Annotated in this window: 15 protein-coding genes and 2 pseudogenes; 14 read left to right on the forward strand and 3 right to left on the reverse strand. The window is 51.8% G+C overall.

Annotated features, from left to right (window positions below):
* A pseudogene (locus JJU14_RS13435) lies at positions 1-441 on the forward strand (hypothetical protein); the annotation flags it as partial.
* A 95-nt stretch (positions 442-536) separates the two neighbouring features.
* Here the strand turns inward: JJU14_RS13435 and prsT are convergent.
* Together prsT and wecC are read right to left on the reverse strand one after the other, a co-directional pair.
* Positions 537-3,290 carry an XrtA/PEP-CTERM system TPR-repeat protein PrsT gene (prsT, locus tag JJU14_RS13440; RefSeq protein ID WP_228614201.1) on the reverse strand — a complete coding sequence of 918 codons (2,754 nt, stop codon included), beginning with the start codon at positions 3,288-3,290 and terminating at the stop codon, positions 537-539.
* A gap of 23 nt (positions 3,291-3,313) precedes the next feature.
* The gene (gene wecC / locus JJU14_RS13445) at positions 3,314-4,561 is read right to left on the reverse strand and encodes a UDP-N-acetyl-D-mannosamine dehydrogenase (RefSeq protein ID WP_228614202.1); all 1,248 of its coding nucleotides are present in this window, start codon (positions 4,559-4,561) and stop codon (positions 3,314-3,316) included.
* A gap of 344 nt (positions 4,562-4,905) precedes the next feature.
* On the opposite strand from wecC, the gene wecB reads away from it, so the two are divergent.
* The 10 genes from wecB to JJU14_RS13495 all read left to right on the forward strand — a co-directional run bounded on the left by wecB (position 4,906) and on the right by JJU14_RS13495 (position 17,200).
* Positions 4,906-6,033, forward strand: coding sequence for a UDP-N-acetylglucosamine 2-epimerase (non-hydrolyzing) (gene wecB / locus JJU14_RS13450; RefSeq protein WP_228614203.1), 1,128 nt, complete (start codon positions 4,906-4,908; stop codon positions 6,031-6,033).
* A complete protein-coding gene (locus tag JJU14_RS13455) occupies positions 6,006-7,319 on the forward strand; it encodes a hypothetical protein (RefSeq protein WP_228614204.1) in 1,314 nt (437 codons plus the stop codon). Before wecB ends, JJU14_RS13455 begins: the two co-directional genes overlap by 28 nt.
* Positions 7,320-7,348: 29 nt before the next feature.
* Positions 7,349-8,356, forward strand: a complete 1,008-nt coding sequence (locus JJU14_RS13460; protein ID WP_228614205.1) for an NAD-dependent epimerase — start codon at positions 7,349-7,351, stop codon at positions 8,354-8,356.
* A gap of 44 nt (positions 8,357-8,400) precedes the next feature.
* Entirely contained in the window at positions 8,401-9,534 is a 1,134-nt protein-coding gene (locus tag JJU14_RS13465; protein WP_228614206.1) for a GNAT family N-acetyltransferase, read from the forward strand.
* An 8-nt stretch (positions 9,535-9,542) separates the two neighbouring features.
* Positions 9,543-10,622 (forward strand): GNAT family N-acetyltransferase, encoded by a 1,080-nt coding sequence (locus JJU14_RS13470; protein ID WP_228614207.1) that lies wholly within the window; start codon positions 9,543-9,545, stop codon positions 10,620-10,622.
* Between the two features lie 63 nt (positions 10,623-10,685).
* Positions 10,686-12,161 carry an O-antigen ligase family protein gene (locus tag JJU14_RS13475; protein ID WP_228614208.1) on the forward strand — a complete coding sequence of 492 codons (1,476 nt, stop codon included), beginning with the start codon at positions 10,686-10,688 and terminating at the stop codon, positions 12,159-12,161.
* A 7-nt stretch (positions 12,162-12,168) separates the two neighbouring features.
* Positions 12,169-14,103, forward strand: a complete 1,935-nt coding sequence (asnB, locus tag JJU14_RS13480) for an asparagine synthase (glutamine-hydrolyzing) (protein WP_228614209.1) — start codon at positions 12,169-12,171, stop codon at positions 14,101-14,103.
* A complete protein-coding gene (locus JJU14_RS13485; protein ID WP_228614210.1) occupies positions 14,100-15,194 on the forward strand; it encodes a glycosyltransferase in 1,095 nt (364 codons plus the stop codon). The genes asnB and JJU14_RS13485 overlap by 4 nt, the downstream gene beginning before the upstream one ends.
* Before the next feature lie 58 nt (positions 15,195-15,252).
* The gene (locus JJU14_RS13490) at positions 15,253-15,741 is read left to right on the forward strand and encodes a hypothetical protein (RefSeq protein WP_228614211.1); all 489 of its coding nucleotides are present in this window, start codon (positions 15,253-15,255) and stop codon (positions 15,739-15,741) included.
* Between the two features lie 34 nt (positions 15,742-15,775).
* Positions 15,776-17,200, forward strand: coding sequence for an oligosaccharide flippase family protein (locus JJU14_RS13495; RefSeq protein WP_228614212.1), 1,425 nt, complete (start codon positions 15,776-15,778; stop codon positions 17,198-17,200).
* A 10-nt stretch (positions 17,201-17,210) separates the two neighbouring features.
* Here JJU14_RS13495 and JJU14_RS13500 read toward each other — a convergent pair whose 3' ends face one another.
* On the reverse strand, positions 17,211-18,137 hold the full coding sequence (locus JJU14_RS13500) for a glycosyltransferase (protein ID WP_228614213.1): 927 nt from the start codon (positions 18,135-18,137) through the stop codon (positions 17,211-17,213).
* Between the two features lie 120 nt (positions 18,138-18,257).
* Between JJU14_RS13500 and phbB the strand changes: the two genes are divergently transcribed.
* The 3 genes and pseudogenes from phbB to JJU14_RS13515 all read left to right on the forward strand — a co-directional run.
* The gene (gene phbB / locus JJU14_RS13505) at positions 18,258-18,983 is read left to right on the forward strand and encodes an acetoacetyl-CoA reductase (protein WP_228614214.1); all 726 of its coding nucleotides are present in this window, start codon (positions 18,258-18,260) and stop codon (positions 18,981-18,983) included.
* Positions 18,984-19,186: 203 nt separating this feature from the next.
* Positions 19,187-20,860, forward strand: a complete 1,674-nt coding sequence (locus tag JJU14_RS13510; protein ID WP_228614215.1) for an asparagine synthase-related protein — start codon at positions 19,187-19,189, stop codon at positions 20,858-20,860.
* Positions 20,861-20,889: 29 nt separating this feature from the next.
* Positions 20,890-21,622, forward strand: a pseudogene (locus JJU14_RS13515) (hypothetical protein); the annotation flags it as partial.

Genomic DNA, 21,622 nt, shown 5'->3' on the forward strand with positions numbered 1-21,622 from the left:
GGATTAAAGCGGGGCGATTACGCTGAAGTGTCCCGGTTGGCGGTGCGCCGTGATTTTCGTTGTCCGCAATGGATGGATGAACAGCTGAACCTCAACCACCAGCTCTACTCCCCAAAGCCCGATGAAGCGAAAAGCTTTGCCTGCATCTCGGCCTGCCTGTATTTTGCATTGGTGGCCTTTTTTCAGCATCAATCCAATCTGCAAGCGTTGATTGCAATGATGGAGCCGGCTTTGATGAAGCTGCTGCAACGAACCGGCTTTCAGGTGAAGTCTGCTGGTAGCCTGGTGGATTATCATGGCCGCCGAAAGCCATGCATTCTTCGTCGCACAGACCTTACCGATTCTATTTGCCCCAGTTACCAGCCGTTCGTCCGCCTTGTCACCGAAGAAGTTGCCAGAAGCCTGAACAAGCAAGCCTGTTACGCATTAGAAACCGCGTAAAAAACCAGCTGTGATGCAGCTGGTCAGGAGAAAGGCTGTTCTAACCAGCCTTTCTAAACACCACTCTATACACTGAGACCGCTCTGTACACTGAGTTAGTGCAGCTGATTTTGCAGCGTTGCCAGACGCTCCAGAATGATAGGGTCATCGCTTCGGACCCCGGCCAATACCTGTTTTGCTTTAGGCTGCTGGTTGGTCTTAAGCAGCGCTTCAGCGTAGTTCAGCATCACTTCCGGGTGATCCGGCCGGATGCTTAACGATTGCTCGAAGTGTTGCAAAGCCTCCTGAGGTTGGCCTAGCTGCAACAAAACCTTGCCGTAGGTATCGATAATGTCCGGGTGATTGGGCAGTAACTCCAGTGCTCGTTTCGCATAGGGTCGCGCCTGTTCAGCCTGATTTGCCACGGTCAGTAGCCAGGCATAATTGTTTAAAGCAATGATATTGTTCGGCTCATTCTCCAACAGCTCCTGGTACACTTGCTTGGCTTGTGTCGAGTCGCTGTGCAACAGCAAAGTCGCGTAGTAGGTATTTAAACCATCGTCCGAGCCATGCTGTTGTCGGTGCTGATCAATAAAAGCCAGTGCGCTTTGCTCTGACTCGGTCGAGGTTAAGTTGACCGCGATAAAAAGTGCCGTTTCATGGGTGGGCTCTTGGGCATAACTTTGTTGGAAAGCCCGTTTTGAAGCCGCAGGGTTATTGCGCATTAATTCCAGCCGGCCGCGCACAAACAGCATCTGCGGGTGTTGGCTCAATGCTTCAGGGATGTTGTTAAGCACTGCCATCGCCTGGTCGAGCCGCTGCATTTGAGCCAGCAGGGTCATTTGTGCAATCAGCAGTTGTGGCTCGCCCGGCACCTGCTTCAGCAAGGTATTGAACACCTCCAGTGCTTGTTCCTGCTGATTGTTCATGCTTAAAGCGCTGGCTAACGCATAACCGGCTTGCAGGTTATCGGGTTGTTGGCGGTGCCAGCGCTCTGCTTTTTGCACGGCATCTGCAGGCCGCCCCAGCCTCAGAAAGGATTCAATGAGCAACAAGTGATGGGTGGCCGGCAGTTGCTGGCTTGGAAGGCTGAGCCCCTGCAACAAGGTCACGACCTGCTGGAAGTCTTGTTGATCGTAAGCAACCCGGGCGCGAAGCAAGCGGACCGGGTACACTTCTTTGTTCTGACGATGAAGCCGATCAATGCGTGCTGTTGCGTCGCTGGTGTCTTGCAAGGCTCTGGCTATGGCATAGTATTGTTCTTGACCGGCCAGATACTCCGGGTGCTGATCCAGCATGGCTTTCAGCTGCTGGCTGGCTTTGGTCAGATCGCGCTGCTGCACATGCACCATGGCTTGCAGCAAGGACGAGAACGGGTTGAGTGGCTTCAGTTGCAAGGCTTTCTCGGTAAGCTGCATGGCGTTGTCAAAGTTCTGCTGCAGGAACTGGGCATAAGCTTGCAGATTGTAACCGGCAACTTGCATTTCAGGGTCCTGAATCCACTTTTCAGCCAACGCAGCAGCTTTATCGTGCTCGCCTTGCTGCAAATAGCTCATTGCCAGAACCATGCGGGTTTGTGTAATGGATGGATCCAATGCCAGGGCTTGCTCCAGGTCCCGGATCCCCGCTTCACGTTGACCTTCGATGCCCAGCTTGACGGTGCCAATTGTCGCTAAGCCAGAAGCATCCAACTCCCCCTGATACTGGCTGAGCAGTTGGCGGGCAGAATCCGGGGCGCCTCGACGCACCAGCTCAAAGGCGGTGCTGGCAATAAGCTGCAGATTTTGCTCGTGCTCAGGCAGAGTTGCCAGAATGTTGGCCGCATCGTCTGTTTCGCCGGCTCTTAACTGCAGTAACGCATACAAGCGCTGCGCTTCCGGAATTTCGTGCAATTGGTTGCGGATGGGCTCCAAATGACGCAAGGCTTGCTCTTCCAGGCCCAGCTGCGTTGACGAAATCGCTGCGATGACGCGGGCTCGGGTGCCGACCAGGCCATGCCGGATGGCACGCTCACTGTGTGTTTTGGCGGCTTCAAAATCGTTACGCTGAAAACTGACCAAACTTTGCAGGTAGTTGGCCATAGGCTGCTCTGGGAATAATTGCAGCAACAGCTTTAGATGGGGCTCACTGGCGTCAAATTGACCATCCTGAATCGAAGCTTGAGCTAGCAGCAAACGTGCCAGCAATTTGCTGGGAGCCAGTGCTACGTATTGGCTAAGCTGATCGATTGCCGCTGGGGGATCGTTTTGTGCCAGGTGCACTTTGCCAGATAAATACAACGACTCGGCATAAAGCTCGCTGTCTGCGGAAATGCTGCTCAGCAAGGTGAGGGCTTCGGCCGGCTCCTGGGCACTGAGTTTTAAGTGCGCTTGTGCCAAGGTGGCAATATCGACATGGGCGCTCTGGCTTAAACGCTCAAAGTGCAGCAAGCCGGAAGGGCCATCACCCAGTTCAATTTCAGCCAGGGCCCGATAGCTGTCGACCAAGGCTGCCGTGCGCTCGGACAGTTCGTCAGTGCGTTCAAACGCTGAAATAGCCGCCTGATGGTTGCCCGATAGGTAATAAGCCTGCATCAAAGCCAGGGCGGTATCTTCTTCAGCAGCCCCGTAGCGCAGCGCACGCTCCAACTCCCGCTCTGCGCTGGCGGTATCGCCAATGCCTAGCAAGGCTTTTCCCAAAGCCAGGCGGTAACGGTATTCATCGGGCGATTGTTGAATGGCAGAACGCAGCTCAATCACTGCCGCGTTGTATTCTTGACTGGCTAAAAATTGTTGGGCGGACTGGTAATGGGCCTCACTGTCTTTTTTGCTGCAGGCAGTCAGCGCTGCCAGTAACGCGATCCCGGATAAAATCCTTGTTGTCGTTTTCATGCTTTATCTCCTGTCGCAGCCGGTTAACCAAACAGGCCGCGGGTATCAATGACGACCTTGGCAGCAACATCGCCAGGCTTGAGGGACTTGAACTGTTTGTGATCCACCAGCACCACCAAAATATGGGCGCGCTCTAACGCTTCGTGCAGTGAAACCAGCCGCTGCTGATGGGCCTGGTATTTTTCTGGCAGCTGGTGAATGTTGGGCTCAACCCAAAGGACCTCACCGACCGCTTGCTCGCTCAGCTGGCGTGCGATATCGAGCGCCGGGCTTTCCCGCAGATCGTCGATATCGGCCTTAAATGCCAGTCCAAGGCAAGCAATCACCGGACGTTTGAATTCATCCGCTGCTTTTTTCACCCGCTCCATCACATACTGGGGTTTGGCATCGTTGATTTCCCGTGCCAGCCGGATCATCTTGGCTTGCTCGGGGGCTGAATCCACAATAAACCAGGGATCCACGGCGATGCAGTGGCCGCCAACCCCAGGGCCTGGGTTTAAGATGTTGACCCTGGGATGGCGATTGGCAAGTTGGATCAACTCCCAGACGTTGATTTTCAGGTGATCGCACACCATCGACAGCTCGTTGGCAAAAGCAATGTTGACGTCGCGAAAGGAGTTCTCGGTCAGTTTGGCCATTTCGGCGGTACGGGCATCGGTCATCAGACACTCGCCACGCACAAACAGTTGGTACAGTGCCATGGCTTGCTGTGCACAGCGCGGGCTGATGCCACCAATAATGCGGTCATTGCTAACCAGCTCTTGCAACACCCGGCCAGGCAATACCCGCTCAGGGCAGTGCGCAATGAAAATATCCGCCAGCTCCGGGTCCTGATGAGGCAGGGTCAAATCCGGGCGCAGTTCAGCCAGCCAGTGGGCGATTTGCTCGGTGGTGCCGACCGGCGAGGTGGACTCAAGGATGATCAGGTTGCCTTTTTCAAGGCAGGGGGCAATGGCTTGAATGGCCGCCTCGATGTAGCTGAGATCCGGTTTCTTGCCATCCTGAAACGGAGTGGGCACGGCGATCATAAAGACATCGGCTGGTTCGGGTTTAAGGGCGGCTTTTAGCTTGCCGGTGGATACGGCGGCCTGCACCAGCATGTCGAGATCGGGCTCAACAATATGAATTTTGCCTTGGTTGATGGTACGAACGGCGTGCTCAGAGACATCAACACCGTGCACCTGAACACCGCGTGAGGCGATCACTGCAGCCGTGGGTAAGCCAATGTAGCCCAGACCAATGACGGAGACTTTACTGAATTCTTGCTTCATAGATTCCTTGCTTCCCACCTGGGTGGATGATGGTTACCAACCAGTCACCAAACAGCGACCAGTCCGTGGTTGCATCGAACGATACCAGCAAGGGCCAGCGACGCTGTATAAGCCGGGAAACTGTACAACTGAAGCAGATACCCGCACTCCATTGCTGTGTGTTCGACGTGCCTGTCAAAATAAATACGAGCCTAAACGATAGCCGGTTAAAGCGCAATAGCCAGCCGTAGCGAAGAGCACGGTTTATAAGGGGTTGGCCGTAAAAAAATCACCTTGTGCGGTATTTTTTTGCTACCATCGCATCCAGGAAAACAGCTCAGCTCGCTAAGGATAAGGTCACTCTCATGCTAAAAACGCTCATTGTGTTCGGAACGCGCCCGGAAGCCATCAAAATGGCACCTCTGGTCACCCAATTGCAGCAGACTCCCGGCATCGACAATCGTGTCTGTGTGACGGCGCAGCACCGACAGATGCTGGATCAGGTGTTGGCGCTTTTTGCCATCAAGCCGGATTACGATTTGGACATCATGAAGCCAGGGCAGGATCTGTTTGATGTCACCAGCACCATTTTAGAGCGCTTAAAAGCTGTGTTGCGCGACTGGCAACCCGATTTAGTGCTGGTTCATGGCGATACCAGCACCACCTTTGCCACAGCCTTGGCTTGTTACTACGAAAAAATTGCCATTGGTCATGTTGAGGCCGGTTTGCGGACCGGCAACCTGTTTAGTCCCTGGCCGGAAGAGGCCAATCGCAAATTAACCGGGGTGTTAACGCAGCTGCACTTTGCACCCACCGCGACCGCGCAGCAAAACTTGCTCAGCGAAGGCGTGCCGGCTGCGCAGATCACAGTAACCGGCAACACCGTGATTGATGCCTTACTGGCTGTGGTTGAAAAAATTGAGCAGGACGATGCCCTGCGACAGCAGCTGTCGGCGAAACTGCCTTATGGCCAGCAGCGGCGGATGATTTTGATCACCGGCCATCGCCGGGAAAGCTTTGGCAGTGGTTTCGAGAACATCTGTGCCGCCTTGCAGCAATTGGCCAAGCAGTACCCGGATTGTGACTTTGTCTATCCGGTACACTTAAACCCCAATGTGCGCGAACCGGTGTATCGCCTGCTGGGCGAGCAAGCCAACATGCATCTGATTGAGCCGCAGGATTACCTGCCTTTTGTTTACCTGATGCGTCAGTCGTACCTGGTGCTGACCGACTCGGGTGGCATTCAGGAAGAGGCGCCATCGCTGGGCAAGCCTGTGCTGGTGATGCGCGATACCACCGAGCGGCCAGAAGCGGTTGCTGCGGGGACAGTCTTGCTGGTAGGGACTGACACAGACTGCATTGTGCGGGAGGTCTCCCGTCTGATGGATGATACAGCCTGGTATCAGCAGATGAGTGTGGCCCACAACCCCTATGGCGATGGGACCGCTTGTCAGCAGATTGCCCGATGCCTTCGTCAGTTCAAACCGGGTTAGTGGGTCGACCTGGTATGAATCGCGGCTGGTTAAAAGCTGCATCAGGAGTGCTGCTAAGCATCGTGCTGCTGATTGTCTTGCTGTTAGCGTTCGTCCTTGAACGAAGCCCACATGCACAAGCCAACACCGAGCTTAGGCCGGGCACCGCTCTGCTGGCGGAAGCTGCAGGTCAGCGTGCTATCCAGCAGTTTTTGCAAGCAGACCCCCTGCAGTTGCACCAGACTGAGCTGGCTGCGTTGCTGGCCATTGCCCACCATGCGTATCCTGAGTTTACCACCGAACTGCTGCTGGCCGAGCAGCAGGCCGAGCTTCGTGTCAGCTACCCACTTTGGTCAGGCCGTGCTTATCTGAACCTGACACTGCAGGCACGTGATGCTGAATCCCAGTGGTTGCAGCGGCTGCAACTGGGCACCCTCAGTGTGCCGGGGCGTGTCCTGTTGCCTGTGCTGCGTCGCTCTGGCTCAGTGCTGCCGGCCAGCGATGAGCTGGCAGAGCTGTTCACCGGCATTCAGCAGCTCACCATCACGCCAGAGCAGGTCCATTTTCGGCTGGTTTTATCCGAGGATGAACAAGCGGATGCAAAGGACTGGTCGCCACTGCAGCAACTCACCGCGATAGCGCCGGCAGAGCTGCGGCGCTATCAGCTGCAGCTGCATCAGTTTCAGCGCGACACGGCAGCCACTGAGCTCAGTGCCTACCTGATGGCGGTTTTTCAATTGGCTGCCGAACAAAGCCAGCGGCCGGGCACCTCGCTGCAGCAAGAGCATCGGGCTGCGTTGCTGGCACTGGCCAGCTTTTTTGGCGCCGATCATTTTCGCTGGCTGTTTTGGGGCAGTGCTGAGGGGCCGCCTTTGTCATCGTCGTCTCTGCCCGTCACCTTGGCCGGGCGGGAAGATTTACTGCTGCACTTTGTCTACTCGGCGGCGATTGAAGCCCTGAGCAACCGAAGAGTTGCCTGGCTGGCCGGTGAAATGAAGGAGTTGCTGGACACCAACCCGGGACGAAGCGGCTTTAGCTTTGTCGACTTGCTGGCGGATAAAGCCGGCTTGTACTTTGCCAGCCAGGCGCTCAGCTCGCCAGTGTCAGCGGCCAGGCTGCAACACCAACTTGCGCTGGGTATTGACGACCGCGATCTACTGCCCGCCTTCGATGCACTGCAGGAGGGTATTCAATATGAGCACTTTATCCGCTATTATACCAACCTGGAATCCGACGCCTATCAAAAGCAACTGGCGTCGCTCCAACAAAAATTAGGGGCAATGCCGCTCTATCGTGGCAAGGATTAGCCAATGACCTTTCAAACCAAGGATGAAGCATGAAATTTTTAGTCACAGGTGCGGCCGGTTTTATCGGCTTTTATGTCTGCCAGCGGTTGCTGGCGCTTGGTCATCAGGTCGTTGGCATTGATAATCTGAACGACTACTACGCGGTGCAGCTGAAGCAAGACCGCCTGGCGCAATTGCTGCCCGAATCCAATTTTACCTTTATCGAGCTGGACATAGCCAACCGCGACGGCATGGCCGGGCTGTTTCGCCGCCACTCATTCCAGCGGGTGATTCACCTGGCAGCTCAGGCCGGGGTGCGCTATTCCATTGAAAACCCCTTGGTGTATGGCGATAGCAATCTAATGGGCATGTTGCATGTGCTGGAAGGCTGTCGACAGCAGCAGGTGGAACATTTGGTCTATGCGTCATCCAGCTCGGTCTATGGCATGAACCCGGTGATGCCTTTTTCGGTGCAGGACCGGGTGGACCACCCGGTGTCTTTGTACGCCGCCACGAAAAAAGCCAACGAACTGATGGCCCACAGCTACAGCCATTTGTACCGCATCCCAACCACAGGGCTGCGCTTTTTTACCGTCTATGGCCCTTGGGGCCGGCCGGATATGGCGATGTTTCTGTTTGCCGATGCCATTGCCAACGACAAGCCAATCAAAGTCTTCAATCAGGGCAAAATGCAGCGCGATTTTACCTACATCGACGACATCGTCGAAGGGGTGGTGCGGGTGCAGGACTGCATTCCACAGCCCAACCCGAACTGGGACCCGGCCATTGCCTCGGAAAGCAGCGCCCCTTACAAAATTTTTAATATCGGCAACAACCAGCCGGTCGAGCTGATGACCTTTATCGGCCATATTGAGCAGGCAATGGGCAAAGAGGCCATCAAAGAGTTTTTACCGATGCAGGCCGGCGATGTGCCTGCCACTTATGCCGATATCGACGATTTAAGCCGCGCGGTTGGTTTTCAGCCTGCAACACCGGTGGCTACCGGGGTGCAGCGCTTTGTTGCCTGGTATCAGGATTACTATCGGAACCGGAGTTAGTCGCTTGCACAGCCTGCGGTTCGCTTTGGATGGAAACCGGTGCCATGACGCAGCCTGACGTCAGCACCCGTTGGCAGCAGCTTAGTGATTGGCGCGCCATTGCTGAGGATTGGCAGCGGCTGGAAGCACAGGCCGACTGTTCGGTGTTTTTATCCTGGCAGTGGATAGGAACCTGGCTGAAAACCTGGCCTGCTGAACGCTTTTTGTTGCGGTTACACAGCCATGACGAGCAGGGCGGCGAGCTGGTTGGTCTTGCCATCATCAGCCCAGGCTTTGAACGCCGCCATGGTTTTGTCGCTGCCCGGCAGTGGCGTTTGCATCAAAGCGGCGTGGCCAGCCAAGATCAAATTTGGATTGAATACAATGCGATTCTGGCCAAGCAAGGCTGGGATGCCAAAGTGCGACAAGCCGCGCAAGACTTCTTGTTGCAACAGCCCGGTTGGGATGAATTGATTTTGGCCGGCACCATGCAGCAACAGGCTCAGAGCTGGCAACAGTCTGGGCTAACTGCGGTAGTGGACTGGCAGGCACCTTGTTTTGGCGTTGATTTGCAGCAGCTGCGTGCTCAAGGGGGGGATTACCTGGCCTCTTTGTCGGCCAACTGCCGTTATCAAATCAATCGCAGCAAAAAGCGCTATCAAAAGCGTGGGGCCTTGCGTCTGGCAAAGCCGCAGGATCTGGCAGAGGCACAGGCCTGGTTTGCCGCCATAGGACCCTGGCATCAGCAGCGCTTTGGCACGGGGCCGGGGCAAAGTGGCTTTAGCAACCCGGATTTTATGGCGTTTCATCAGGCCATGCTCACCGACTATTGGCCGCTGCAAGGGGTGGAGCTGCTGGCACTGATGGCCGGTGATGAGCAGCTGGCGACTTTTTACCAGTTGCGCTATCGCCAACGGGTGTATTTTTATCTGGCTGGTTTTAAACCAGAGCAGGACAAACACCTAAAACCCGGCCTGGTTGGCCACAGCCTGTGCATTGAGCACTACAGTGCCGAAGGACTGGATTTCTACGACTTTATGGCCGGCGATGAGCGTTACAAGCGTCAATTGGGTTATGAGCACGATAGTTTGTGTCAACTGCGTTTGCAGCGACCAAAACTTGATCTGAGATTGGAGGCAGCCGCTAAGGCTGGCAAGCAAAGGCTTAGCAGACTGTTGGGAGTAGGACAGCGACAATGAATGGAATGATGGGACAGCAGACAAGCCACCAGACACATGACTTAGTATTTAGCGAGCTGGCATCCACACAGGCGCAACAAGCGGATAACTTTCTTGCCGGTCTGGAGACAGCCAGTCCTTATTTGCACAGCGGTTGGCGCAAGGCGGTGCAGCAGGCCTATGGCCATCAGGCGGGGTGCCTGGTAGCGCGCGATGGCAGCCAGCCAGAGGCTGCTGTGGTCGGGGTCTTGCCTTATGTTCATTTTAAGCGTCCGTTGGCACCGACCCGGCTCATTTCTCAGCCATTTTGCGATTTTTCTGGCCCTGCTGCCACCACGCCCGCCATTGCAGCCGCACTGGTGCAACAGCTGCATCGCAATCAGCCGCTGGCGCTGGAAATCCGTTACGGCCAGGCAGAAACACCAGAGCAGGTCAGTCAAAAAGTCCGGATGGTGACGGCTTTGCCCGACAGCTCCGAAGCCCTGCTGGCCAGTTACAAACCCAAGCTGCGTAGTCAGATTAAAAAAGCCAGCAAAAATGGCCTGACCGCCGAGGTTCGTACTGATCGTGATGCCGTGCGGCTGTTTTATCAGGTCTACAGTACCAACATGAAGCGCCTGGGATCACCACCGCACAGCCTGGCCTGGTTCGAGGCCATTGTGCAGCATTACCCGCAAGGACAGGCGGTGATTGGCCTGGTTTGGTTTGAGCAACAAGTCGTAGGCGCTGGTTTGGTGCTGCTGCAAGGCCAGCAAGGCGTGATCCCCTGGGCCTCGACGCTGGCCGACTTCAACCATCTGGCCCCCAACATGCTGTTGTACTGGACCTTGCAAGCGCATTTGGCCGATCACGGTGTACGCGCTTTTGATATGGGACGCTCCACCCCCAACGAAGGCACTTACCGTTTTAAAAAGCAATGGGGCGCCGAACCCATCGCGCTCGACTGGCAATTGCTGCAACCCAATCAAACGAACGTCAGCCATTTGCTCAGTGCTGATGAAGCCGGGCCATCCCGACTGCGTGCTCTGGCCGAGAAAAGCTGGCAACAGTTGCCGCTAACCCTGGCCAATAGCCTGGGTGCTCGTATCCGCCGGTACATTGCCTTATGATGGTTATACTTTGTCCGGCACTATTGTTGATTCGTCGCTGCCGTTGCACGCAGGAGGTTGGCCATGTCTAAGTTCGCGGTGTTTTTCTTGCTGCTGTACGGCGGTGGCCTGGTGGCTGTGCTTGCCTACAACGGCGCGGCGGCGTTTTTCCTGTACCAGATTGTCTACATGTTCAACCCGGAAAATCGCTGGTGGAGTGCCGATATTCCATCCTTGCGTTATTCCTTCATCACCTCGTTGATGATGCTGTTGGCACTGGCATACAAGTACAAAGAGCTCAGCCAAATCAGCCCCTGGACCAGGCAGCCGGTATTTGGCTGGATGCTGGCCTTTTTGCTGCTGCACTACATCGCCTTTTTCTATGCGCTGGATCCGGCCACCCACAGCCGTTTTACCGATTACTTCTGGCGCCTGGTGGTGGTGATGCTGGTGGCCTACAAGCTGCTGAATACCGAAAAGTTACTGAATATCGCCATCTGGGTGTATTTGTTGGGTGCGGCCTATGTGGGCTACTACGGTCATTCGATGGGGCGGGATAACCGGGGCCGCTTGTCCGGCATTGGCATGATTGATACCAGTGCCGATTCCAACCTGGCAGCAGCGGCTTTGGTGCCGGCGGTGGTGTTGCTGCTGTATTACGCCTGGCAGGGCAACTGGAAAACCCGGGCGCTGGTCTTTATCTGCAGCGCTTTTGTGGTCAATGTACTGGTACTACTCAACAGTCGGGGGGCTTTTTTGGGCGTGCTGGCCGGTTGTTCGCTGTTTGTGTTTTTTATGCTGTTTTCCCGCATTCAAAAAGCCCGCCAGCGTATGGCAGCAGTGGCCATCGTCATCGCGGGTTTATCCGGTGCTTTGTATTTAACCGATGAGTCGTTTTGGAACCGGATGAATACCCTGCAAGCCGATGAATACGGCCAGCGTGGTGGCGATGGCCGCGGCCGGATGCATTTTTGGTTTGGCACCTTTGATATGATCAAAGATTACCCGCTTGGCATGGGAGTAGGAGGGTACACTACAGTGAGCGCCATTTATCTGGACCCGACCAAAACCAACTACACCATTGAGCGGCGGGTACCACACTCCACCTGGTTCCAGGTGTTGGGTGATTTTGGCTGGTTGGGTTTGTTTGTCTTTGTTGGCATGCTGCTGTCGGCACTTCGCATGAGCCATAAGGCCAAGAAATACATGATCAAGCAGGGGCGACCGGAGATTTACCACAAAATCCTGGCGCTTGAGTGCGGCTTAATTGGTTTTTTAGCTGCCGCAACCTTTATCGACCGGGCCCGTGCTGAGATTTTGTTCTGGATGATTTTGTTTCTGGCTTCAGCCAGCAATGTCTATTACCTGCAGCATCAGGCAAAAACAGTGACGGCCAACGCGGCCAAAGCATTGGGCCGTCGGCAGGATGAAGCAGAAGCGTCAGAAACAAACCCTGGTTACCAGCCAGCCGCCGAACGTGACTACAATGGCCCGGTAACCAAGGCGCTACTACGCAAACAAATGCTGGCCCAACAAGCCGCGCGCAGCAACAAGGAGTAACAACAGCATGTGTGGATTGGCAGGTTTTGTGCGCTTTGGTGAGCCGGCTGAGCAGACGAAAGCGCTGCTGGCGAGCATGGGCGAGGCCATGCTGCACCGGGGGCCCGATGCCGGTGGTCTTTGGTGGGACGACCAGATGGCGTTGGTGCACCGGCGTTTAAGCATTCTGGATTTATCCACCGCCGGCAGCCAGCCGATGCACTCGCCCTGTGGCCGTTATGTCATGGTGTTTAACGGCGAAATCTACAACTTTCAGACGCTTCGGGATGAACTGATCGCTGCTGGTGAGGCTTTTGTCAGCCATACCGACAGCGAAGTGCTGCTGCGCTTGTACATGCTGCATGGCCCGGCTTGCTTGCAGCAGCTCAATGGCATGTTTGCCATCGCCATCTGGGATACCCAACAGCAAAAGCTGTTTTTAGCGCGCGATCGTTTGGGCAAAAAGCCGCTGTATCTGTATCAGGACGGTAATGACTTTGCCTTTGGCTCGGAATTAAAGGCGCTGATGCCGCTGCCTTTTTTTAAGCGGGAATTAAACCCGCAAGCGCTGCAAGACTTTTTCTTTTACCAGTACGTGCCAGATCCAAAAAGCATTTTTAAATACGCCCGCAAGCTCAAACCCGGCCATTACCTGGAGTGGCAGCAGGGCCAAATCAGCGAGCATTGTTACTGGGACTTAAGCTTTGCCAGCACCAGCGCGGCATCCGAAGAAGAATTGTCGCATCAGTTGCGTGAGCTGTTGGATGATGCGGTGAAAATCCGCATGATCAGTGACGTGCCGCTGGGGGCCTTTTTAAGCGGCGGCGTGGACTCAAGTGCTGTGGTTGCCAGCATGGCAAAACAAAGTTCGCAACCGGTGACCACCTGCGCCATTGGTTTTGACTCGAAAAAATTCGATGAAGTGCAGTACGCCAAACAAATTGCCCAGCAGTTTGGCACCGATCACCATGAGTTTACTGTCCGCGCCAATGTCACCGATAGCTTTCTGAGCATCAGCCGCTACTTTGACGAACCCTTTGCCGATCCGTCCTTTGTGCCCACTTACTTTGTCGCCGAGCTGGCGCGCAAACAAGTCACGGTCGCGCTGGCCGGTGATGGTGGCGATGAGAATTTTGCCGGTTACAGCAAGTACGCGCTAGACCAAACCGAGCAGCAGCTACGGCAAAAACTGCCGGCCTGGTTGCGCCAGGCGGCAAAGCCGCTGGCTGCCCTTGCCGCCAAGCTGCCCGGCACACCGGCCCGCAAGGCGCACACCTTGCTGCGCACCTTGTCGCTCAACCCGGGGCAGGGCTTCTTTTTAACCAATGCTTTTTTTAACCCGTTGCTGTGGCCACAGTTGATAAAGCCAGAGCTGGCCCGCGAGCTGGCCGGTTACGACTCGGCCACGGTCACCACCGACGCCTACCAAGCGGCGGATACCGAGGACCACTTAGGCCGGGTGCTCTATACCGATTTTAAAACCTATTTGCCGGGCGATATACTGGTGAAAGTGGATCGCATGACCATGGCCAACTCGCTCGAAGCCAGGGCCCCGTTGCTGGACTACCGGCTGGTGGAGTTTGCTGCCACCGTGCCATCACGGTTAAAGCTGCACGGTCGCGATAAAAAATACCTGCTAAAACAAAGCCAGCAGGGCATTTTGTCGCACGATATTTTGTACCGCAAAAAAATGGGTTTTTCCGTGCCCTTGGCTGAATGGCTGTGCCGTGAGCTTAAACCTATCGGCGATGCGCTCTTATTGGCCAAAGCACCTGGGCTGGCGCAATTTTTTGTACTGCCCAAGGTGCAGCAGCTATGGCAGCAGCATCAGGCCGGTGATCACCGCTATACCCAGGAGCTTTGGACCTTTTTGGTGTTTGAAGCCTGGTGGCAGCACTACATGGAACCGGCTCAAAGCGCACCCGTAAGCGCGGAGCAAAGGCTTGGAGGCAGTGCAGCATGAAACGAGTGTTGCACATCACCTACGACATGGGCATTGGCGGCACCGAGCAGGTGATCAATCAGTTGGTAAGGGGCATGGATAAAAGCGCGGTGGAGCACCGTATTTGCTGCATCGAAGGCAGCGTTGGCGCCATTGGTCAGGCTTTGCAAAACGAGGGTATCGGCATCGAGGTGCTGACCCGCCAACCCGGTTTTGATTGGGCCTTAATCAAAAGCATTCGCCAGCTCATCAAAAAACACCATATTGATATTCTGCATTGCCATCAGTACACCCCCTGGGTCTATGGTTGGTTTGCTGCTTTAGGCACCAAGGCCAAAGTTATCTTTACCGAGCATGGCCGCTTTTTCCCAGACCGGCATCGTCGCAAAGCCTGGCTGGTGAATAAATTGATGGCGGCGACGACCTATAAAATCACCGCCATTTCCAAAGCCACCAAAGCGGCTTTGGTCGAGTACGAGTTTATTCCAGCGCATAAAATCGAGGTGATCTACAACGGCATCGAGCCGCTGCAAAGTAGCGAAGCGGGTAAGGCGCGCGTGCGCCAAGAGCTGGGCATTCGGCCAGAACAACGGGTTATTGGCACCGTTGCGCGGCTGGATCCGATTAAAAACCAGGCCATGATGTTGGAAGCCTTTGCGTTATTGGCGCCGAAGTTTCCCGATCTGGTGTTGCTGCTGGTGGGTGATGGGCCGGAGCGGCAAAATCTGGAACAACTCGCCAGTAAGTTAAAGATCAGCGAGCGGGTGATTTTTGCCGGCTTTAAAAGCCCGGCCACCGATTACATGGCGATTATGGAGTTGTTCTTACTGCCATCGCTCAGTGAAGGCACCTCAATGACGCTATTGGAAGCCATGAGTCTTGGTATTCCTTGCATCGTATCGGATGTAGGCGGGAATCCTGAGGTGGTGCAGCATGAGCGTTGTGGTCTGGTTTTGATAAACAATACTTCTTCATTTTTAGCAGAAAGGATAGAGTATTTGATTGATAATCCAGAGGTATTTAGTCTATTGGCTACATCTGCTAAGAAAATATTTGAATCAACTTATACAGTAAAAACGATGTGTGACTATTTTAAAAGTTGTTACGCTTAAGGTGAAAGATTCGACTAACGTCCTAAAATAGAACTAGTAATAGATTATAGAGGTTTCTATGTTGATTTCTGGATTTGTAGTAAATGGTAGAGGTATAGCAACCAAGCGGACGTCGCATTCCATTGAGAAATTAAGTCAAATAACCTCAAAGAAAATTATTCCTGGATCTCTAAATTTTGTAAGTACATTTCCAGTTTTCCTTGATCGTCAAAAATCTTTTTACAAAGATGAGAGAGGTTTTTTTTGGAAGGGGAAATTGCAAGGCCTAGATATTATAATTCATCGCTGGTCATTTTGTCCCTTGCACGTTTTTGAGATTTACGCAGATACACACCTGCGAACAGCTCTCAAAATAGATATAAATAAAAAAATATCACTTGAAATTGATGATTATAATGTGGATTTTAACAGGCATTCTAAAAAAATGCTGCTTAGCTGGTTTCTACTTTGGAAATTTCGCGAGAAATACTATTACAGTGATATGTATTTCAGTATGATCGGACGGCTTGGATTATCTAAGAAATTTTGGCGGGCTCACCAGTACTAGTTTTTACAATTAAAAATTTAAATCGAGATTAATAATGGCTAGTTTGAAAAGAGCACTTTTAAACTCTTCAATATCTTCTTTTGTGGGACAGGCGCTCGCTCTCATTTCAACCATAGTGATTGCAAGAATACTGACACCTGATGAGATTGGAAGGTATGCAGTTATTAGTGCAATTGCAATGATTTTTTCTGAGTTTAAACAGCTAGGTGCAGGTATCTACTTAGTTAAATCAAAAACAATAAACGTAGATGTTATCTCAAAAGCATTTGGGCTTACTTTTATAATATCTTTCTTTCTGGGGTGCACTGTTCTGATTGCAAGCTATCCTATTTCCTATTTTTATGGCTTGGATGGTGCCTTATACATCATGATTATTTACTCGTTGACGTTCTTTGCTAGTCCATTTGTTACAATCCCTACTGCGTTAATGACGCGAGAGATGAACTTTCACGCGTTAAGAAATATTTCGATACTATCTAAGGTTTCGAATCTAGTTTTCTCTGTCGTTTTTGTTTATCTAGGTTTTAGTTTTTATTCACTTGCAATAGGATACTTATGTGGTTTTTTAGTTCAACTAGTCATGGTCACAACATTATATTCTGTGAGTTCGTTTCCAGTTAAACCGAAATTTACGGGACTTGGGAGTATACTCAGTCTAGGGTTATATACCTCAGCCGCGGGTTTTTTTCGAAAGTCATCAATGATTGTCCCTGACTTAATTATAGGAAAGCAAGGTAACTTTAATGATGTGGCCCTATTCTCCAGAGGTCTTGGGTTTTCTTCTTTTTTATCACAAACAATTCGTTCTGCCATTTCACCAGTCTCTTTGCCATATCTTTCGAAGAGAAATAGAGAGGGAGCAGATCTTGCTAAAGACTATATATTAGGCTCGAAACTATACAACGCCCTTGCCATGCCAGTTCTTTTTGTAGGTGCAATCATAAGTTTGCCGTCTATCAGGTTTCTTTTTGGACCTCAGTGGGATGATGCTGCGCCAATCGCAAGCCTTTTAATGTTTTGGGCGGCTATTAAATCACTTAACTTCCAGTTTGCATCTTTAATGATAACACTAGATAAAGCTAGATATGTTGTCATTCAGGAGCTTGGTAATCTGGTTTTAGTAGCATTATTTATTGCAGTTTCATTTAGGTATAGTATTACTGCTGCCTCTGCTTCTATGCTAGTTGTAGCTTTTTTTGAGTATTTATATATTTTCTTTGTATTGAATAAAACTGTTGGCTTGACTCTTTTTAATTTGGTTAAGCCGCAAATTAAAAACTTCGCTTTATCATTTATTTGCTGTCTACCTGCATTTGGTATTGATTATGCTATTGGATTGGGTAGTGGTAATAACTTTATAATCCTTATCTCCGTTGCCAGCATAACACCAGTAATTTGGTACTTTTCTATGTATATTTTAAAACACGAGTTATGGTTTTACCTTCCAAGGTTAAAGTGAAAATTAATCGTTATTGTTTTCTTTTATTTTTCAACATGATTTTGATGTAGGATATTATTATATGTCTAGTGAACATTATGTATTTTATGAGTCCGTTAGAGGCTAAGCTCTTTACATGAAATTTTACCGCGCTAGAGAAATTCTCTTTTTTTAATTCATATTCAGCCATTCTGTGGTAATGATTACTTAGTTTTATTTTTATGAGTGACTTATGCCTTCTTTCTTTTACTTTTTTTAGCATCTTCAGAGCTAGTTTTTCATATGAGATTCTATAGTCTAAGCTCTTAGAGGCAGATCCTTCAGTGTCATTGTAAATAAACGTTGTCGTGTCAATTGCAGCAAGGGTGATTTTTTTATCACATAACTTAAATGCAAGCCATGTCCACTCATAATACGGATGGTAATCATCAAAAAAGCTAGAAGAAACGATACTGGTCCTCATCAGGTGATTACAGCTGCCTAGCCAGTTGCTCACTAGTAAACCATCAATACCTGAATTAACCAGTTGCTCGAGGTTTTGGTATTGGATTTTTTTCGTACCACTTTTAAGGGTATAGCCATTGGTGACTACGACACCAGTACCAGGGTTTTCTTTTATTTTTTCTAGTCTTGTATCTATTGCGTATGGAAGAAACTCATCATCGTCATCTAGGAAGCAAAAAAAATCAGTTTGTACACTCTGTCTTCCTATCAATTGTGCATGAGGCGCTGATCCTTTTTCTGAGTATATGTAATTAATATCACTTTGACTTTTAATCCATTCAACCACAATGCTAGAAAAACGCTGTCCATTTACAACAACTGTAATTCCAATTGGTTTTGAGCTTGCTTCTCTTATGGAACTAACAGCATTTTTGAGTGATTTGAATCTTTTTTCTTCAGCAGTTGTAGGTATAATCACCGTAACTTCTGTTTTTTGACAGTTTTCTTTTTGCATTGTTTTTGCTTTGAGTATTTTATCTAGGTATTTTAGACTTGTTCTGATTTGTGAGCAATGTTTGAATTGAACCAAAAGTGCTTTAATTATTGATATTTTAGGATTTTTTAGAGGGATACTATGTCTAGAGTTGCACTAATCACCGGTGGCACCCGCGGCATTGGCCGGGCCATTTCCGAAACGTTTCAAAAAGCAGGCTACAGTGTTGCTGCGGTCTATGCCGCCAATGACGATGCAGCACAGACTTTTTATCAGCAAACCGGGATTGCGGTGTACCAATGGGATGTCAGTGATTTTAATGCCTGCCAGCAAGGCATTGCAAAGGTGGAAGCAGATCTGGGGCCGGTGGATATTCTGGTGAATAATGCCGGTATTACCCGAGATGGCATGTTCCATAAAATGTCGCTCGAACAATGGCAAGCCGTGATCAACACCAACCTCAGCTCTTTATTCAATATGTGCCGCCCGGTGATTGAAGGCATGCGTGAGCGCGGTTTTGGCCGTATCATCAATATTTCCTCCATTAATGGCCAAAAGGGCCAGGCGGGCCAAACCAATTACAGTGCCGCCAAAGCCGGCGAGCTTGGTTTTACCAAAGCACTGGCCATGGAAAATGCGCGCAAAGGCATTACCGTCAATGCGATTTGCCCGGGTTACATTGCCACCGATATGGTCAATGCCATGCCGGCAGAGATAGTGAACGAGAAAATCGTGCCGCATATTCTGGTTGGCCGCCTGGGGCAGCCGGATGAAATTGCCCGCTGTGCATTGTTTTTAGCTTCTGATGATGCAGGCTACATCACCGGCTCGACCATTTCCGTCAACGGTGGTCAGTACATGGCCTAGTCGCCCTCGCACCCTGTTATCTAAGCCGCCGACTCAGGGCGGCTTTTTTGTACCCTTGCTATCACCTTCCTACACCTGTTTGTTTCATGCAGCCGTCATCAAACTGCAATCAAATTGCCATAAGCTCGGATCTATTCAGGAGATAAAGCCAACCATGCTTGCTATATGGCACCTGGCAGATGGCACAGTGAGAAGGGAACTCAATGAATCACAGCGTGATACGCCTTGGCAGTACTGCCGCGCAGCTTGTTTCAAACACCAGCTTGCAGTATTTAGCGTCTCAACCACAGCACAGCAGCGGACTGCTGAGCATGCAAAGCAATCAGTCGGTGCTTTCCGAACAGGGCAATCTTTTGTTGGTGCTGGGAATGCCATTGCCGGCCATAACAACGGTTCCCACCAGTTGGCAGCAGGCTTGTGCGGAGTTACCGCAGCATGAGGGTGTTTTTGCAGCCATCTACTGGGATTCCAGCGCTGAAAAGCTGGTAATTTGCACCGATATTCTGGGGTTGCAACCGCTGTATTGGAAAAAAAACGCCGATCACATCGTATTGTCCGACAAGACCACCGCCTTTACCGGCGAGGCCAATCACGCTGGCTGGGGCGCTTTTATCGCGCTGGGGTATCCGCTGGGCCGTGATACGTTGACCCAAGGGGTTAACCGGCTGGATCCAGCGGCTCTGTTGGTGATTGATGGCAAAAACCTGAACGTTGAGCAAAGATGCTATTGGAGCTTTGATCAGCAAGCGCCGGAAGCAGATACTGAGTCGCTTTTTTCCGCTTTGCAAGCCAGTGTGGATTTGACGCTCGCTGCTTGTTCACAACAGGAACACGCCATCCTGCTCAGTGGGGGCTACGACTCCAGATTGATTGCTTTCTTGTTGAGTGAGCGCAAGCTGTCGTTGCAGGCGACCATTGTTTCCCATTACGACGAAAACCTGGATGCGGATGCCCGTTTTGCGAAAGCCATCGCCTGTCATCTTGCCATTCCATACTGTCTGAAGAGACCTCAGCAGGATTTTTTTTCCAGCCCTGATTACCTTGAATACCTGATGGCGTCGGATGCTGAAATACCCAGCTTGTATCTGTTTATCAGCCAGGTGGGCCAGTTTATCGATGCACCTGTGGTGTGGGAGGGCTTACTGCCTGGTAAAACCCTGAAAGCAAGCGAGCCAGATTTTGCGACTTTTCAGCGCGCTCACATCAAGGGCTTTGAGCATGCTATCTGGCGCTCTGCTGAGCTGGTGTTTGGTCATGAACAAGCCAGAGCCATGTGGCAGGCGTTTCTGGCTCGCTGGCATGAAGAGCAGGCTTGCTACCCGGACACCGGCAAAGGGACTGCCTTGTTTAACTTGGCACACCGGGCCCGTAACCGTGTTGGTATTAACCCGTTTAAGGTCTATCAGCAAAAGGCCCAGGTCTGTATGCCCGGCATGAGCCGAGACTACCTGCAAGCGGCCATGTCGATTGACCATGCAAAAAAACAGCACCACCAGCTGTATCAGCAGATCTTTCGTCGTTATTACCCGGAGGCGCTGCAGTTTCCCATCGCGCATGGCTCAACGGTCGATCGCATGCAGGCCAGCAGCCTGTCCAGTTATCTGTTCCAGTTTGCTCTGAGCTGCCATAACCGGCTGAACCAGCACCCCCGGATGCTACGTTGGCTGGGGATCAAACCAGCGCAGGGCTTTTCGCCATCCCGTTTTCTGGCCCCTGAGCAGCTGTTGCAAAATGCCGGCACCGGGCTCAATCCAGCGTTTTTAGCCAAACTGGCGCAGGGTGAGAGCTTGCCTGAGCCCGCCCTTCGGTTGCTGTTTTATTGGCAGAGCTGGCAGATGCTGCGGCAAAAGCCAGTGCAGCAGTGGGTTCAATCTTAGGTGTGTTTAACCGTTTCAAGGATAATATCATGGCAACACCAGCAGCTATACGTTTAGGCACCCAGACTGACTTTTTGCTCCGGTTACGCTGCCAGCCACAGCCAGAGCTGTTGGCGGGGGCCGCGACTGGCTTTGCAGGTTATCAACTGGATGGGGACGCTTCGGACGATGGCGCTTTTGTGCGCTGGTCGATGCAGGATGGCCAGTTTGAACTGAGTACCGATCGCCTTGGGCTGTATCCAATCTATTACCTGCAGCAAGAGAATGAGCTGGTGATTAGCAATTCGGTAGCGCTTATTCAGCAGCAGTTCCCGCTGGAGCCCAATACCGAAGCGGTGGCGATTTTTCTCAGGCTTGGGTTTTATCTGGGTTCGGATACGGCGTTTAAAGGCCTGATTAGGCCGGAAGGCAAGCTGCAGGTACGACTGGATGGCAAGGGGCTCTTCCTGCAGGTCAGTCGGCCAGGGCTTCGGCAGCTGGCACCTTACACCCCAGAGCATTATCAACAACTTTTTGCTGCCGCGCTCACCCGGTTAGCCGGCTGCCAACAGCCTTTGTATATTCCTTTGACCGGTGGCAAAGACTCGCGCCATATCCTGCTTACTGCAGCACAGCAGGGGTTGCCAGTGCAGCAGTGTTACACCACACGAGTACTGTCACCGCACAGCAACGATGATGTCACCATTGCCAGCACCTTGTGCCAGCGACTGAATGTACCGCACCGCGTCCTGCTATCCGAGCAGCGGCTGGTGAATGCGGAAC

The sequence above is a fragment of the Alkalimonas sp. genome, assembly GCF_020831925.1.
Taxonomy (GTDB): Bacteria; Pseudomonadota; Gammaproteobacteria; order Enterobacterales; family Alteromonadaceae; genus Alkalimonas.